This window comes from Paenibacillus harenae, from assembly GCF_030812415.1.
In the GTDB taxonomy this organism is placed as follows: Bacteria; Bacillota; Bacilli; order Paenibacillales; family Paenibacillaceae; genus Pristimantibacillus; species Pristimantibacillus harenae_A.
In genome coordinates, this window is sequence record NZ_JAUSST010000002.1 from 409,210 (window position 1) to 422,979 (window position 13,770).

Sequence of the window (13,770 nt, forward strand, 5' to 3'; positions counted from 1 at the left end):
TTAAAATAAGAAAACGCTTTCCTTGCCAAGGAGGCAGCTTGAGCGATGATCAGCATGAAAAAGATAACGAAAAAAATGAATAACGTACGTATCAAAAATAAACTGATTTTCTCGTTCGTCTTAGTCGTATTCGTGCCGGTGCTTATCGTGGGCGTGTTCTTGACCGTTGCATTCAGGCAGAACGTTCTCGACCAGGCCACGCAGCAGATTACGAATAACGTGGAGCGCATCAAGAAGCAGACAACCGACATTATCCGGATGCCGATCGAAATATCCGATACGCTGCTCGTGGACAGCCGCCTGACGAATGTCGTCAATACGCAGTATCAGTCTGCCTTCGAGGTTGTGAAGGCATTCTGGGATTATCGCGACTTCCGCGATTACATTAAGCTGTACAACGAGGTTTACAATATTCGTTTCTATACGACCAACATGACCATACTGGACAACTGGGAATTTCTGAAAGTAAAAGACGAGATTACTGCAATGCCCTGGTATAACTCCGCGCTGGCGCAAGAAGACATTGTTTGGGCGTATATTAACGACGAGACGAAGCAAAACAACAAATATTTAAGCCTTATTCGCAAAATATCATTCCCGACTTACCGTACGAGCGGCGTTCTCGTTATCGACGTTAATCCGCAGGAATTAAACGCGATGATCAGCCAAGAGCCGTTCGATACAATGATTATCGATGACAACGGTTATATTGTCGCTGCCAAAAACACCGGCTGGGTGGGACTGAGAATATCCGAGCTGGACTTTGCCAGCGAATTGACGGACAAGCCGGAAGGGACGTATGAATTCAAGTTCGAAGGCAAACCGTCCAAGGTTGTGATCGAGAATCTGATGCCGGCGTCCAGCAGCAACGGACTGAAGATCATATCGGTATTTACCATCGATAGTATAGTAAGCGGCGCTAACCGGATCAGTTTGTTAGGGTTCGGGATTATTATGATCAGTCTCGTCATCGCTTTCATATTGATCTACTTCTTCTCCTCCATTCTGGCGAAGCGCATGCTTGTGCTGAACAAAGATTTGAACAAAGTAGCGTTAGGCGACTTAAACGTGATTTCCGATGTGAGCGGCAATGACGAGATCGGACTGCTTTCGAGACAGTTCAACAACATGGTTGTCAGCATTCGGGGACTCATGGACGAAGTATCCGAATCGCATCAGCAGCAGGCGCAGTTGCAACTGAGGCAGAAAGAAATCAAGCTGAAGATGATGGCGAGCCAGATCAATCCGCATTTCCTGTTCAATGCGCTCGAATCCATTCGTATGAAAGCCCATATTAAAGGCGAGAAAGAGATATCCTACATTGTACGAATGCTAGGCAAAATGATCAGACGAAACCTCGAGGTCGGGACGAAGAAGATCGCGTTAAGGGACGAGATAGAGATCGTTCACAGCTATTTGGAAATTCAGAAGTTCAGGTACGGCGACGAGCGTCTCACCTTCCAGATTGATATTGCGCACCAAAGCGAAGGGATCGAGATACCGCCTCTCATTATTCAACCGCTAATTGAGAATGCGGTCGTTCATGGACTGGAGAACCGGGCTGAAGGCGGGTTCATATCCTTATCGACAAGAGTCGACGGCAATAAGCTCCGGGTGGAGGTTGCCGATAACGGCGTCGGCATCAGCGAGGAAAGAATGGGTCAAATTATTGCGTCGCTGCACGATATGGAAGAAGAAGACGAATACCGGATCGGACTCCGCAACGTTCATCAGAGACTGACAATGATATACGGCGAGGCTCATGGCCTCCAAATTCAGAGCGGAGCCGAGGGCACCCGCATTACGTTCGAGATACCGATGGGGGGTCATCATTATGCATAAAGTGTTGATTGTTGACGATGAACCGATGATACGCGAAGGGTTAAAAACGATTATCGAATGGGACAAGCATGGCTTTGTCGTTATAGGCGAAGCATCGAACGGTCTCGACGCGCTGGATAAATATCAAGCGCTGCAGCCCGATCTTATTCTTATCGACATCCGTATGCCGGGCATGGACGGTTTGCAGTTTATTAACGAAGTTAGAAAAAACGATACAACGACGAATTTTATCATTTTAAGCGGATATGCGGACTTTGAATATGCGAAGAAAGCGATCGGTTTCGGCGTTGACGGCTATATATTGAAGCCGGTGGACGAGGATGAGCTTGAGACGTATGTCGAGCGAATCGCCGGGAGCCTGAAGCGGAGAGGCGAGCAGCAGGTAAACAGCGAGCAGACGCTTCTGCTGCGCAGGGAGGAATTGCTTCAGAAGCTGTCTGGCGGTCACCTGCTAGAGGAGGTACCGGCAGATAACGAGGCGCAGGCGCTGCTCGGCATGACCGCGAAGTATTATCAGCTCATGTTGATTGAAGTATACAGCCGCGAGCATTCGTTAACGAGGGGCGATACGTTCAAGAAGAAGCTTGCCGAGCTGATCGAGCAGAAAGAAATGGGGTTTGTGTTCAGCGCCGAGCCATACATTGGCGTGCTGCTGAAAGATTATTTGCTTCAAAGCGGCTCAAGGGAACAGATGACCGGCTGGCTGACGGAACTGTGCGGTCCGAACGCAAGATTTGCAGCAGCCGTTAGCGAGCCTGTTCGCGACTGGCGGGAGCTGCAGGGCTGGGCACAACCCGTTAACGACTTGCTGAAGAGCCGATTCATGCTCAAAGGACAGCAGATTCATATCGCGACATTGTCCGAAGAGACAAGAGAAGTCGAGGACGACCTCTCACAAATCGTTGAATCGTTTGCGTTGCAGCTTTATTATATGATTGACATTGGCAGCGTAGAGGGCGTAGAGAAGGCGCTCAGCGAAGCGGAAGCCAAGATTGCGGCGATGGGTGGCGCTACCGAGCAGATGCTGAAGTCATCCTGGGCGAGTATTGTGTCGATTGTGTTGAACAAGGTAGCCACGGCTAATCCTTCCTTGCCGATACAAGAGTATTTACCGATGATTACCGCGCTCTACCTGGAGCATCATTATAATGAGATGCTCGATAAGCTGCAGCTCAAGCTGGCTGATTTGGCACAGAGGGTCGGCCGTTCGGATGCTTCTTCGGTCATGAAGCAAATAACGGATTTTATAGAGCGCCATTATTACGAGAATCTTAAGCTGGAAACATTGGCCGATCTGTTCAACTACAATAGCGGGTATTTGGGCAAAATGTTCAAAAGCCACACCGGACAGCACTTCAACACCTACCTCGATCAGATCCGAATCCAGCATGCGATCGAGCTGCTGCAGGAGGGGATGAAGGTGCATCAGGTTTCGGAGCGCGTCGGATATGCCAACGTCGATTACTTTCACAGCAAGTTCAAGAAGTACAAAGGCGTATCGCCTTCCACGTACAAAAAAATATAAGCCGGGCTTGCCGATCGTTCTCGTTCAGAACAAATGCGGCTGCCCGTCTTTTTTTTTATTCATGTCAAAAATAAAAATGAAAGCGCTTGAAAGAACTTATTTTTATATGATTTTCTCACGGATTTGTCGGGTGCAAGGGTATCCTTTCCGTCGGGTATCATTAGGACATAAGAGAGAGGGCAAGCTTTAGAAGATAAATAATCGATGCTTGCCAAGCCGACTGTGTTCGTTAAATAGGAGGAGCATTCATGAAATCGCTAACAGCAACAGACGTTCCGCAGAAAGGGACGGAGAAGAAGCGGTCTTCCGTATGGAAGAGAGCCCTTCAGCAGCGTTATTTGTATCTGATGTCACTGCCTTTCGTCATTTGGGTCATTGTATTCGCATACGTCCCGGTATGGGGCTGGATCACCGCATTCCAGAACTACAAACCAAAAAATTCGTTCTTGGATCAGAAGTGGGTAGGGCTGGACAATTTTGTTGAATTGTTCGGAGATGAACGATTCTATCTCGTCCTTCGCAATACGCTGGCCATGAGCTCGATGGGCCTTATCGTTGGATTTACGATTCCTGTCATATTCGCGCTGCTGCTTAACGAAATGAAGGGGCAGTTTTTCAAGCGTTCGATTCAAACGATTTCGTATTTGCCCCATTTCGTGTCATGGGTCGTTGTAGCCGGTCTCGTATCGAAGATGCTGTCAACCGACGGCGGCGCAGTCAACCAATTGTTGATGTCGCTCCATCTCATTGAAGAGCCGGTTCAATTCATGGCAAAGGGCAGCTGGTTCTGGGGAATCGTCACGTTGTCGGATCTATGGAAGGAGCTTGGGTGGAATTCGATCATCTTCTTGGCTGCGATGGCTGGCATCGATCCGGAGCTGTATGAGGCCTCGACGGTTGACGGCGCAGGCCGCTTCCGCAAAATGTGGCATATTACGCTGCCTGGCATTCGCACGACGTTCATGGTGCTTTTCATTCTTTCCATCGGGCATTTGGTCAGCATCGGCTTCGAGAAGCAAATGCTTCTAGGCAATCCTCTCGTAACGGATTATTCGGAAGTACTCGATTTGTACGCGCTCAAGTACGGGATTCAAATGAGCCGCTATTCGTATGGTACGGCAATCGGCATATTCAACTCCGTCGTCAGCATTCTGCTCGTATTAATCGCGAACGGTATTTACAAACGAGTCACCAAAGAATCAATCATATAGGAGGATCGGCATATGCAAGGGATACAGAGAAGCAGCGACAAAATATTCGATATATTCATTTATGTGATCATGGCGATCGTCGGGATCGTAACATTATATCCTTTCCTTAACGTACTCGCTATTTCATTAAACGATTCGGTAGACACCGTACGCGGCGGTATAACCATATTCCCAAGGGAATTTACTTGGAAAAACTACGAAACGATATTTGGCTTTGAAGGTCTAGTCACCGGGTTCAAAAACTCGGTGATCCGAACGGTTGTCGGTACGCTCTTCGGCGTTATCGCAGCTTCCATGCTGGCTTATACGTTAAGCCGTCCTGATTTTCAGGGAAGAAGATGGATGTCCTTCTTATTCGCCATGACGATGTACTTCTCGGGCGGTCTAATTCCAGGGTTCTTGCTTATCAAAAACTTGGGTCTGATCGGTTCGTTCTATGTGTACATCATTCCGGCCCTATTAAGCGTCTGGAACGTGTTCGTTGTTCGTTCCTACATCGACGGATTGCCGTACGCCCTGCAAGAGTCGGCTAAGATCGACGGCGCGAACGACTGGACGATCTTCTGGCGGATCATTCTTCCGCTGTGCCAGCCGGTGCTTGCAACAATCGCGTTATTCATCGCCGTAGGACATTGGAATGCTTGGTTTGATACGTATCTGTACAATGCCCGCGTTCCGGAGAATACGACGCTTCAATATGAATTGATGAAGGTGCTTCAGTCGACGCAATCGGGCAACAACTATCGCGACCCGAACGCGCAGCAAGCGATCGCGGCCGTATCGCCCGAATCGATCAAGATGGCGATTACGATCGTCGTTACCGTTCCAATCTTGCTGGTCTACCCATTCCTGCAGAAATATTTCGTAAAAGGAATGACATTAGGCGCAGTGAAAAGCTAACATTGGTAATAGCAGGTTCCCTGTTATATACAAACTATCTTTTATACAAGAAAAGGGAGGCTTTTAAGCAATGAAGAGAAAAACACAGTATGCTATAACGTTGCTTCTGGCGCTTGTGTTCGTTTTCGTAACGGCATGCGGATCCAGCAATAACGGCAACAACACAGGCAAGAATGCCGGGAACGGCACGAATGCACCTGCGGAATCCGAAAACCTCGAACCGATGACGATCCGTTTCGCATCCGGCGACGTCAATGCGAACTGGGACGATAACCAAAGCGATATCGGCAAGTTTCTGACAGAAAAAACAGGCATTTCGATTAAAGCCGAGTTTCCAGTAGGCGGTACGGATGCAGATATGTTCGCACTCATGGTAGCAAGCGACGATTATCCGGATCTCGTAATGCCAAAAGGCAACATCGGCAAGCTTGTTGACGCAGGTGCAATGGTCGACCTTCGTCCATTGATCGAAGAGCATGGTCCGAATATCAAAAAAGTTTACGGCGAATACCTCAACCGTCTTGTGTGGAGCGCGGATGACGATGCGATTTACACGCTTCCTCTAGACCTTGTCGGCCATACGTATTTCGATGCGGGCGGCGGTTTCCAACTGCAGCACCAAGTGCTTGAGGCAACTGGATACCCTGAGATCAAAACCGTTCAAGATTACGAGAACGCGATTAAAGCGTACCTAGAGAAAAACCCTAAGACGGAAGACGGCCAACCGCGTATCGGTATGTCCCTTAACGGCGGCGAATGGCAAATTTTGATTTCCGTTACAAACCCTGCTTTCTACGCTACAGGCGCTCCGGATGACGGCGAATTCTATGTCAACCAAGATACGCATGAAGCGATCATGCACTACCAACGTCCTGAAGAAAGAGAATACTTCCGTTGGTTGAACCATATGAACGATGTCGGCTTGCTTGACAAAGAAAGCTTCGTTCAGAAGTACGACCAATACAAAGCAAAAATCGCTTCCGGCCGCGTTATCGGTCTGATCGACCAAAACTGGGATTATGCAGATGCCGAGAACGCTCTGAAAGCCGAAGGCAAATTCGGCGCGACATACGCTCGTTTCCCTGTAACGCTGAACGATTCGTACCAAGATCATTCTTTCCAAGGTACAGGTTACCTGTCCGGTTTCGGCGTAGGTATTACGAAATCCGCTGCAGATCCGGTTCGTTTGATCAAATACCTTGACTACCTTGCTTCCGACGAAGGTCAAGTACTCGTGAACTGGGGTATCGAAGGCAAGCATTACAATGTCGTTGACGGCAAACGCGTTATCCCTGAAGACGTACAAGCTATGAAATCGAACGACAACAACACGTTCAAGAAAACGACCGGTATCGGCAACTACTTCTTGTCCGCTCGTTATGGCGACGGCGTACTGGATCCGACGGGCAACTACTATACAACGACGTTCCCTGAACAAATCCAAACCAATTATTCCGAAGCCGACAAAAAGACGCTTGCCGCATACGGCGTAAAAGTATACAAAGATTTCTGGCCGGCTGACGATGCGTTCCCAGAGCGCAAATACGGCGCTGCATGGACGTTGCCGTTCGAGACGGGCTCCAAAGCGAACGTTATTTTCCAGAAGACGCAAGATATTATGAAGAAACGTATTCCTGAAGCGATTCTTGCTAAGCCAGCTGACTTCGACAAAGTATACGACGCTTTCTTGAAAGACCTTGAAGATGCGAACGTAGCCGAGTTGAATGCCGAGTTTACGAAAATGGTTAAGGACCGCGTTGAGCTTTGGTCCAAATAAGCTTAAAATAAGAACAAAACGGGGAGCTCATGAAGATGAGCTCTTTCCGTTGTTTATTCGAGGGAGAGTGGTCAACCATGATTAACGAAAAGCTTTCGAAAATTTGGTACGGCGGAGACTATAATCCGGAGCAATGGCCGGACGAAGTAATGGAAGACGATATTCGCATGCTGAAGCTCGCGGACATCGATGTTGCAACGGTTAACGTATTTTCTTGGGCGCGTATTCAGCCGAACGAGGATACATACAATTTCGAGTGGCTCGACCGTATTATGGACAGGCTCTACAAGGATAATATATATATTACGCTTGCGACGAGCACGGGCGCGCATCCGGCTTGGATGGCTAAGAAATACCCCGATGTGACGCGGGTGGACTATGACGGACGCAAGCGCAAATTCGGCGGACGCCATAACTCATGCCCGAACAGTCCCGCGTATCGAAAATATTCAGCGATTCTGGCCGATAAAATCGCGGAGCGCTACAAAAATCATCCCGGACTTGTCGTTTGGCATATTTCCAACGAATATGGCGGCTACTGCTATTGCGATAATTGCGCCGAGCAATTCCGCGTATGGCTGCAGGCTCGTTACGGCAGCATCGAGCAGTTGAACAAAGCTTGGTACACCGGCTTCTGGGGCCATACGTTCTATGAGTGGGACGAGATCGTGCCTCCTAACGCGCTAAGCGAGGAGTGGGGCGGCAATCGGTCCAACTTCCAAAGCATCTCGCTCGATTACCGCAGATTCCAATCGGACAGCCTGCTTGACTGCTACCGCCTGGAGTATGACGCCATCCGCAAGCATTCGAGCGATGTTCAGATCACGACGAACCTAATGGGTACTTATCCCGAACTTGATTATTTCAAATGGGCCAAACATATGGATGTTGTTTCATGGGATAATTACCCGTCCATTGACACGCCGGTCAGCTTCACCGCTATGACGCATTCGCTGATGCGCGGTCTGAAGAGCGGCCAACCGTTCATGCTTATGGAGCAAACACCGAGCCAACAGAACTGGCAGGCCTATAATGCATTGAAGCGTCCTGGGGTCATGCGGTTGTGGAGTTATCAAGCGGTGGCGCATGGCGCGGACACCGTCATGTTCTTCCAGCTTCGCCGCTCGATCGGCGCTTGCGAGAAGTATCATGGCGCAGTGATCGAGCATGTCGGCCATGAGCATACCCGCGTATTCCGCGAATGCGCCGAGCTTGGCCACGAGCTGCAGCAGCTTGGCGATACGCTGCTTGATTCGCGCAACGATGCGAAGGCGGCCATCGTCTTCGATTGGGAGAACCGTTGGGCGGTCGAGCTGTCGAGCGGTCCGAGCATCGCGCTCAAGTATGTAGACGAAGTGCATAAGTATTACGATGCCTTGTTCGAATTGAACATTCAAACGGATATGATCAGCGTTGAAGAGAGCTTGGAAAAATACGAGCTCGTGATCGCTCCGGTCATGTATATGGTTAAACCGGGGTTTGCCGAGAAGGTCGAGCAATTCGTTGCCCGCGGCGGAACATTCATTACGACATTCTTCAGCGGTATCGTGAATGAGAACGATCTAGTGACAATTGGCGGCTATCCGGGCGAGCTGCGCAAAGTTCTCGGCATTTGGGCCGAGGAAATCGACGCTCTGCTGCCGGGCCAGACGAATCAAATCGTCGTTAACCAAGCGCGAGGCGAACTGGGCGGATCCTATTCTTGCAGCATCCTATGCGACCTCATTCATTCCGAAGGCGCAGAGGTCATCGCCCAATACGGCTCCGATTTCTACCAAGGCATGCCCGCATTGACCGTTAACAAATTCGGCGAAGGCGAAGCATGGTACGTGGCTTCCAGCCCTGACAAGGCGTTGCTGCAATCATTGCTATCCACAATTTGCAAGGAAAAAGGCATTGATCCATTGCTTGCCGCCCCAACAGGCGTGGAAGTTACTCGCCGGGTCAAGGATGGCAAGTCGTTCACCTTCGTGCTTAACCACAATGCCGAAGCCGCGCTCGTTCAGCTTCAAGATGAGCCAAGCAAAGATTTGCTTACCGGCCAGCTTGTAAGCGGCGAGTACTCCTTAGCTGCCAAAGGCGTACTCATAATCGAGCAATAGCGAACGGTTAGCTAGAACGAGTATTTTTGATATCGGGCAACAGGACAAGCTCCGGTCTCGCATGCGGCGGCATATAATGCGGATAGAAGCCCACTGCAAGGAGGAACGGCAGATGTTAAGGAAACGGCGTACACCACTTTCGTTATCGATCATTCTGCTCGTGCTGTACGTACTGCTCGTCATCATATTACTCACTTCATGGCTATAATGAATTTCATCGAAACTCCACAAACAACCACGAGCTTCTTCTCCTCAGAGAAGGAGCTCATCCTTTATCTCATTATTTAACTCTTTTGCTTTAATCTCCCATCATCTCAGGAAGGGTAATGGTTGAACCGAAAAGCCCGCAACCTCGACCCCAATTTTTCCTTATTCACTCAATCACCTCTTTTAGCTCTTCCAGCTCCTTTGCTTCACACTCCTACCAGCTCAGGATGAAGGCAATGAAATAAAGAAACAGAAAAACCACTAAGCACAAGAGCTCAAGTTAAGAACTCAAGATAAGAACTCAAGATAAGAACTCAAGACAAAAACTCAAGACAAGAACCCAAGCAAAATTCCAAGAAAAAGAAGCTATCAAAAAAAGAAACCCATGAAATCCGCTCATACGAGATCGACATAGTTAACGGAACGAGTTTGGACAAGTTGGTTCGGCTATCTCCTGTCCGGAGTGCGTCGCAATTCAGGGAAGGTTGCGGTGGATTACTGCTGTTTGCTTATCGTGATGCAATTAACTAACAATGGAGTTTGTTAGTGATGGCCTATATACCGATGATAAGTCCATGCGCTGTCTTTCTATGTAGCGTTTGTTAATTACCGACAGCATGGATTCAGTCCATGTAGGCTTAGATTGGTGCGAGCATGGCTGCGCAAGACAAAGACCGAGCAAATGAACGAGAGGGGAGCAGGATGGGTTGGAAGAAAGCTGATTAGCTAGTTGAGGCAGCGTTGATGTGGATGTTGGAAGATTTGCATGCCATCGATTAATTGTAAGTTGCTCGAGATCTGGATGGACATGATCTTTAATGAAGGAAATTTCCGACGAAGAGGATAATCGATTGCGGGCCTGACCGCCGTCAATAGCCAGCTTTATTTTGAAATAGGAAGATTCGTTCGGAAGAGTGCCGCTTGCAACGATTGCGGCATGCTCCTTATTTCTGCTTCAGCGGAGGGGTGCCCTTCCGTATAGTTTTAAAGGGAAATCTGAAATGGAATGACAATCGATCCGAATTATTCCTGAACAGAAGGGATAGCGAATCAAAAGGAATAAAAACATGATGACAATTTAATCTAAGGAAGTCGATCAAGGTTGACTATAAGAAGGTGGAGCATAAGTAATGCCATCGTGACAAATAATGAACCGGAAGACAGCTTGCTCTGTCATGATGAACATGAACAGGCGGCATCTAATGCGATTTTGCCGTTCGAGAGAAGGAGGGTACAGCATTGTCAACGAAGAGCACGGGCAGTCAGAAGTACAAGAAGATGACGATGTCGCCTAAGGAGTATCAGTCATTCGCGAAGACACGAGAGCCTTCGCGATCGATCTTCGCCAATTGCATTAGGGCGTTTATAATTGGCGGTCTAATATGCGTTCTCGGACAAGCGATTCAGGAAATGTTCGTGCATTTGATGGGGATGGACCGAGAAGCCGCGAGCAACCCGACTGTGGCGGTGCTTATTTTATTGTCGGTCATATTAACTTGTCTTGGTGTCTATGACAAGATCGCCCAATGGGCCGGAGCGGGCTCCGCTGTTCCCGTAACCGGCTTTGCGAACTCGATGTGCTCCGCGGCGCTTGAGCATCGCAGCGAGGGACTCGTGCTTGGTGTCGGCAGTAACATGTTCAAGTTGGCCGGCTCGGTTATCGTATTCGGCGTTGTTGCGGCTTTTGTCGTTGGTATCGTTCATCTTATTCTTGGAACTGGAGGGCAATAAGATGCTGCTCGGCAAACAATCGTGGAAGTTCGATAAGCGCCCGGTAATTGTCGGCGCCGCTACTGTCGTCGGCCCCGATGAAGGCGACGGACCGCTGGCGGCCGACTTTGATCTCATTCATCCCGAGCTTGACATGCAGCAGAAGAGCTGGGAAAAGGCGGAGCGGCTGCTGCTTGAGCAAGCGTCGGAATTTGCCATTCAGAACGCTGGCATTCAGAGTGGCGATCTGCAATATTTCGTCGGCGGCGATCTCATGAACCAGATTATTAGCAACAGCTTCGCCGCGAGATCGCTTGGCGTTCCCTATCTAGGAGTATTTGGCGCTTGCTCGACTTCGATGGAGTCGCTCGCAATTACGGCCATGATCGTCAATGCAGGTGGAGCCCATTATGCGCTAGCAGGAACTTGCAGTCATAACTGTACGGCAGAGAAGCAATTCCGGTACCCAACCGAATACGGATCGCAGAAGCCGCCGACAGCGCAATACACCGTTACGGGGGCAGGAGCGGCCGTCATAGCCGCTAAAGGCGATGGCCCGGTTATCGAGTGCGCGACAATCGGCAAAATCGTCGATCTAGGCATTAAGGACCCTTTCAATATGGGCGCGGCAATGGCGCCTGCTGCAGTCGATACGATTCAAATGCATTTTAACGATACGGGAAGAACGCCGAAGGACTATGATTTGATCGTGACCGGCGATCTCGCCGGTGTCGGCCATCCGATTGCGAAGGAGCTGCTTATGAAGGACGGCGTGCCGATGGATGAAACGGTCTTCAATGACTGCGGTCTCATGGTTTACGACGTGCAGCGGCAGAAGGTACAAGCGGGAGGGAGCGGCTGCGGCTGCTCGGCGGTCGTCACTTATGGACATCTGCTCAAGCGCATGCGTCAGGGAGAGCTCAAGCGGATATTGGTTGTGGCGACCGGGGCTCTGCTCTCTCCGCTATCGTACCAGCAGGGCGAGAGCATTCCATGCATTGCACATGCTGTTGCAATCTCGAATGGAGGTGATTAAGCGGTATGATCTTTTTGTGGGCATTTTTAGTGGGCGGGGCGATTTGCGTCGTTGGACAAATCATGTTCGATGTGTTCAAGCTTACCCCGGCGCATACGATGGCGACGCTTGTCGTTATCGGGGCGATCGTGGACGGATTCGACTTGTACGAGCCGCTTGTTAAGTTCGCCGGCGCCGGAGCGACCGTACCGATTACGAGCTTCGGAAACGCCCTTGTCCACGGCGCCTTAACCGAGCTTCATGATCAAGGGTGGATCGGCGTTATTTCAGGTATTTTCAAAGTCACAAGCGCGGGCGTTTCGGCGGCGATTATTTTCTCGTTTCTTGCGGCGCTTGTCGTTCGGCCCAAAGGGTAATAATAAGCAAAAGACTGTAAATTGGAGAGTCCTGTGGGATTCTCCAATTTTTTTTGGAGTGAAAAAATTTGTGCTTTCTAAAGGAATTACTGTAAAATAGTACTAGTGCTATTTTCATACTTGTAACTTTCCGGGAGGTAATAAAATGGATATGCGTCCTGCTGACATGCAATTATGTTCTTCGATATTACGTAGCTTAGAATCTTGTATCCTGGGAAAACACGACGAAATCGAGAGATTGCTCATTGCGGTCATCGCCGGCGGGCATGTATTGCTGGAAGACGTCCCCGGTACCGGGAAAACGCAATTGGTGAAAGCGTTAGCAAAAACGATCGGAGGCCAATTTCGGAGAATTCAATGCAACCCCGATCTTCTTCCAACAGATATAACCGGCGTTTCCATCTATCACCCTAAACAAGAAACATTCCTATTCCGGCCAGGTCCAGTAATGGCGAACATTTTGCTGGCCGATGAAATAAATAGAGCGACGACAAAGACGCAATCCGCTTTGCTTGAGGCGATGGAGGAGGGACATGTTACGGTTGACGGCGATACGTATGAACTGCCTCAGCCATTTATATTGCTCGCTACTCAAAATCCGATCGAGTTCGAAGGAACGTATTCGTTGCCGGAAGCGCAGCTTGACCGTTTCATGATGAAGCTCTCGCTTGGCTATCCGAGCCAGGAGGACGAGCAGCGAATGGTGTTGTCCGCAGAGGACGTTCATCCTTCGGATCGCGTAGAACAGTTGATTAGCATGGAGGATATGATCCAGATTCAGAAGCAAGCAATGAATGTGCATATCGATGATGCTGTAGGCAATTATTTAGTCAGTCTTATTCGGAGTACGCGCGAGCATGCCAGCGTTTTGCTGGGAGCCAGCCCTCGTGCCGCAATCGCCTTGGCAAGAGCGGCCAAAGCAAGCGCTTACGTAAAGCAGAGGCAGTTCGTCACGCCGGATGATGTGAAGGAGCTTGCTCCATACGTGCTGGCTCATAGAGTGCTGCTGCGGACAGAATCGCGGATGAACGGTCTCCGTCCGGAGGATGTTATCTCGCAGGTGCTCCAGAATACGAAAGTGCCGGTCCGGCTAGAGCGCTAAGT

General features: G+C 49.5%; 10 protein-coding genes. All 10 read left to right on the plus strand.

The window, feature by feature from the left end; translation table 11 throughout:
• The first annotated feature begins 45 nt into the window (after positions 1 to 45).
• The 10 genes from J2T14_RS06750 to J2T14_RS06795 all read left to right on the plus strand — a co-directional run bounded on the left by J2T14_RS06750 (position 46) and on the right by J2T14_RS06795 (position 13,768).
• Positions 46 to 1,842, plus strand: a complete 1,797-nt coding sequence (locus J2T14_RS06750; RefSeq protein WP_307469176.1) for a sensor histidine kinase — start codon at positions 46 to 48, stop codon at positions 1,840 to 1,842.
• Positions 1,835 to 3,367, plus strand: a complete 1,533-nt coding sequence (locus J2T14_RS06755; protein WP_307469178.1) for a response regulator transcription factor — start codon at positions 1,835 to 1,837, stop codon at positions 3,365 to 3,367. The genes J2T14_RS06750 and J2T14_RS06755 overlap by 8 nt, the downstream gene beginning before the upstream one ends.
• Positions 3,368 to 3,615: 248 nt before the next feature.
• Positions 3,616 to 4,578: an ABC transporter permease gene (locus tag J2T14_RS06760; RefSeq protein WP_307469181.1), complete on the plus strand. Its 963-nt coding sequence runs from the start codon at positions 3,616 to 3,618 to the stop codon at positions 4,576 to 4,578.
• Positions 4,579 to 4,590: 12 nt separating this feature from the next.
• The gene (locus tag J2T14_RS06765; protein ID WP_307203614.1) at positions 4,591 to 5,478 is read left to right on the plus strand and encodes a carbohydrate ABC transporter permease; all 888 of its coding nucleotides are present in this window, start codon (positions 4,591 to 4,593) and stop codon (positions 5,476 to 5,478) included.
• A gap of 70 nt (positions 5,479 to 5,548) precedes the next feature.
• Entirely contained in the window at positions 5,549 to 7,255 is a 1,707-nt protein-coding gene (locus J2T14_RS06770) for an ABC transporter substrate-binding protein (protein ID WP_307469184.1), read from the plus strand.
• A 77-nt stretch (positions 7,256 to 7,332) separates the two neighbouring features.
• Positions 7,333 to 9,357 (plus strand): beta-galactosidase, encoded by a 2,025-nt coding sequence (locus J2T14_RS06775; protein WP_307469187.1) that lies wholly within the window; start codon positions 7,333 to 7,335, stop codon positions 9,355 to 9,357.
• Between the two features lie 1,446 nt (positions 9,358 to 10,803).
• A complete protein-coding gene (spoVAC, locus tag J2T14_RS06780; RefSeq protein WP_307469189.1) occupies positions 10,804 to 11,295 on the plus strand; it encodes a stage V sporulation protein AC in 492 nt (163 codons plus the stop codon).
• A gap of 1 nt (position 11,296) precedes the next feature.
• On the plus strand, positions 11,297 to 12,310 hold the full coding sequence (gene spoVAD, locus J2T14_RS06785) for a stage V sporulation protein AD (protein ID WP_307203619.1): 1,014 nt from the start codon (positions 11,297 to 11,299) through the stop codon (positions 12,308 to 12,310).
• 5 nt (positions 12,311 to 12,315) lie between these two features.
• A complete protein-coding gene (gene spoVAE, locus J2T14_RS06790; RefSeq protein WP_307203620.1) occupies positions 12,316 to 12,666 on the plus strand; it encodes a stage V sporulation protein AE in 351 nt (116 codons plus the stop codon).
• Between the two features lie 145 nt (positions 12,667 to 12,811).
• Positions 12,812 to 13,768 carry an AAA family ATPase gene (locus J2T14_RS06795; protein WP_307469190.1) on the plus strand — a complete coding sequence of 319 codons (957 nt, stop codon included), beginning with the start codon at positions 12,812 to 12,814 and terminating at the stop codon, positions 13,766 to 13,768.
• Positions 13,769 to 13,770 lie beyond the last annotated feature (2 nt).

What these genes read in the sequence shown, in the direction of transcription:
- J2T14_RS06750 (WP_307469176.1), top strand. Translation starts at nt 46, where the DNA reads ATGATCAGCATGAAAAAGATAACGAAAAAAATGAATAACGTACGTATC.
- J2T14_RS06755 (WP_307469178.1), top strand. Translation starts at nt 1,835, where the DNA reads ATGCATAAAGTGTTGATTGTTGACGATGAACCGATGATACGCGAAGGG.
- J2T14_RS06760 (WP_307469181.1), top strand. Translation starts at nt 3,616, where the DNA reads ATGAAATCGCTAACAGCAACAGACGTTCCGCAGAAAGGGACGGAGAAG.
- J2T14_RS06765 (WP_307203614.1), top strand. Translation starts at nt 4,591, where the DNA reads ATGCAAGGGATACAGAGAAGCAGCGACAAAATATTCGATATATTCATT.
- J2T14_RS06770 (WP_307469184.1), top strand. Translation starts at nt 5,549, where the DNA reads ATGAAGAGAAAAACACAGTATGCTATAACGTTGCTTCTGGCGCTTGTG.
- J2T14_RS06775 (WP_307469187.1), top strand. Translation starts at nt 7,333, where the DNA reads ATGATTAACGAAAAGCTTTCGAAAATTTGGTACGGCGGAGACTATAAT.
- spoVAD (WP_307203619.1), top strand. Translation starts at nt 11,297, where the DNA reads ATGCTGCTCGGCAAACAATCGTGGAAGTTCGATAAGCGCCCGGTAATT.
- spoVAE (WP_307203620.1), top strand. Translation starts at nt 12,316, where the DNA reads ATGATCTTTTTGTGGGCATTTTTAGTGGGCGGGGCGATTTGCGTCGTT.
- J2T14_RS06795 (WP_307469190.1), top strand. Translation starts at nt 12,812, where the DNA reads ATGGATATGCGTCCTGCTGACATGCAATTATGTTCTTCGATATTACGT.